The sequence below is a fragment of the Citricoccus sp. genome (genome assembly GCF_032154715.1).
In the GTDB taxonomy this organism is placed as follows: Bacteria; Actinomycetota; Actinomycetes; order Actinomycetales; family Micrococcaceae; genus Citricoccus.
Genome location: NZ_JALDXU010000168.1, coordinates 1 through 2,511 on the forward strand (window position 1 = coordinate 1; position 2,511 = coordinate 2,511).

2 protein-coding genes are annotated in these 2,511 nt (G+C 68.7%); both read right to left on the reverse strand.

Annotated elements, in window-relative coordinates:
- Positions 1-882, reverse strand: an 882-nt coding sequence (locus RUH65_RS15660; RefSeq protein ID WP_313818578.1) for an ABC transporter permease, incomplete at its 3' end; no start/stop codon positions are given.
- A gap of 3 nt (positions 883-885) precedes the next feature.
- Positions 886-2,511: ABC transporter substrate-binding protein (locus RUH65_RS15665; protein ID WP_313818579.1), on the reverse strand; the 1,626-nt coding region annotated here is incomplete at its 5' end.

The window sequence follows — 2,511 nt, forward strand, 5'->3', positions numbered from 1 at the left end:
GGCGAAGACGTTCTCGGCGATCACGGCGGCGGAGAACTGGGCCCCCACCGCCCACCCGGTCAGGCTGAGGCCGGGCAACAGCGAGTGGCGCAGCACGTGGCGCAGCCGCACACCGCCGTCGGACATGCCGCGGGCCCGTGCGGTGAGGACGAACGGTTCATCCAGGGTCCGCTCGAACTCCGCACGCATCACCTGGGCGAGGAAGCCGGCCAACGGGATGCCGAGGGTCAGCGCCGGCAGCACCAGGCCGGCCGTGCCGCTGCCCGAGACCACGGGGAAGAGCCCCAGCCACAGGGAGAACACGACGAGCAGGATGATGCCCAGCCAGTACTGGGGCAGGGCGGCCGCCACGGATTCAAGGCCGGAGAAGATCCGGGACACCCAGGGAGCACGGCGAGCCGTGAGCAGCAGGAGCACGATCGCCAGGGCCCAGGCCACGGCGAGGGCGGTGAACGTCAGGACCAGGGTGGGGACGATCTGATCCCCGATCACGGTGGTGACCGGCTGGTACAGGGTGTAAGACGTGCCCAGGTCCCCGCGCAGCAGACCGCCCAGGAAGGTGACGTACTGGACGAGCAGCGGTTCATCGAAGCCGAACTGCTCGTTGATCGGCGCCAGTTCTTCGGCGGAGCGCTCCTGCACCTGCCCGGTCTGCTGGTTCAACAACAGCGTGGCGCGGTCGCCGGGCAGCAGGGACTGGATGAGGAAGGTGATCGAGGCCGCGGCCCAGATGACGAACAGCGCGCCGAGGACCTTCTGGCCGATGAGCGCGGCGGTCGAGGCGAGGGGGCGCCCCCGACGGAGGGGGCCGGGCTGGGGGTCTGGCTCGGGGGCCGACGGCTCCGCGGGAGCGGTGGTGAGGGTGCCGGTGGTGACGGACATGGCTCAGCCTTCGTTCTCTGTGTTCTCTGCGGAGAAGCCCCGGGAGGAGTCCCGGGCCTCGTCCGAGGTGAAGTGGGCGTCGTGGAAGATCGGCCCACCCTGGGCGGGCTCGAGCCAGAGGTCGCTGACCTGGTCCGAGACCGCCAGGGTGTTGGTCTGCGTATACAGGCCGATCGCGGGGGCCAACTCGCTGAGCTGATACTGGGCCTCGGAGAACGTCGCGGTGACCTCCTCGGCCGTGGGCGCCTGGAGGGCCTCCTGGATGGTGGCGAACACCTGTGGGTGGTCCAGGAACGTGGTGTTGGCCCCGTTGGGCTCCTCCTCGGTGGAGGGGCGGTAGTTGATGTTGAGGATCCCGGCGTGCGGGCTGGTCCAGTACCCGACGCTGCCGTCATAGCTGTCCGGGGTGGAATACGCGCCGGAGAAGTTCTCGGAAGGGGTGAGTGGACGCAGCTCGATGTCGAAACCGGCGGCACGGGCCTGTTCCTGGAAGTTCTGGATGGCGGTGTTGCCGTCCGGCGTGACGATGGTGTTCAGGCCGTAGACGATCTTCACCTGCAGCCGCTTGCCGTCCTTGAGCCGGGTTCCGTCCTCCGCGCGACCGGTCCACCCGGCCCCGTCCAGCAGCTCGTTGGCCTTCTCCAGGTCGAAGGGGTACTGCTGGGCCGCGTCCGCGTCATAGCCGGGCGTGGATTGGGAGAGGTACCCGCTGGGTTCGAACGGGACGGTGCCCAGGAAGGCCGACTCGATGTTCGCCTCGCGGTCCGTGGCGTGGCTCAGGGCCTGGCGGACCGCCCGGTCGGTGAAGATGCCCCGTTCGGTGTTCAGGTTGATGACCACGGGCCGGCCGGGGGTGATGTACTGCGTGAAGTCATACCGCTGGCGTGCCTCGGCGATGTTGACGGCGGGGATCTCACCGATCGCGTCCATCTCTCCGGCCAGCAGTGAGCCGTAGCGCGAGGTGCCGTCCGGGACGATGTTCCAGCGGATGCCCTTCAGGTGGGCCGGGCCCTGATGCCGCGCGTTCTCCGGCGCCCAGTCGTAGTCCTCATTGCGCTCGAACTCGATGTACTCGCCCCGCTTCCAGTCCTTGACCGTGAAAGGACCGGAGCCGATCGGCTCGGTGCAGTTCTCCTCCGCGGTCCGGTTCTGCAGCGCCGTCGGCGACTGCAGGCCGAAGTACGACTGCGAGAGGGTGGACAGGAACGGGGCGAACGGGGCGGAGAGGTGGATCTGGACCGTGTCCGCGTCCACCACCTCCGAGTGGTCGTAGAACCCACCCAGGTGGGCGGCCGCCGTGCCGTTGCCTCCGTCCATCCAGTAGTCGAAGTTGTAGGCCACGGCCTCCGCGTCCAGCCGCGTGCCATCCGTGAAGTGGACGTCATCCCGCAGCGTCAGCGTCCAGACCAACTGGTCCTCGGAGACCTCCCAGTCCGTGGCGATCCACGGCACCACGGAACCGACCTCCGTGGCCGAGACCAGGTTGTCCAGCACCTGGCGGGCGGTGAAGTTCTCCTGGATCCAGCCGCCGAAGATGCAGTTGGGCTCCTGGAGGTGTCCGTACTCGAGGACGCCGCCCTGGACCGGTTCCGTGGCGGAGCCGGTCAGTGCCGCCTGCTCCTCTGGGCC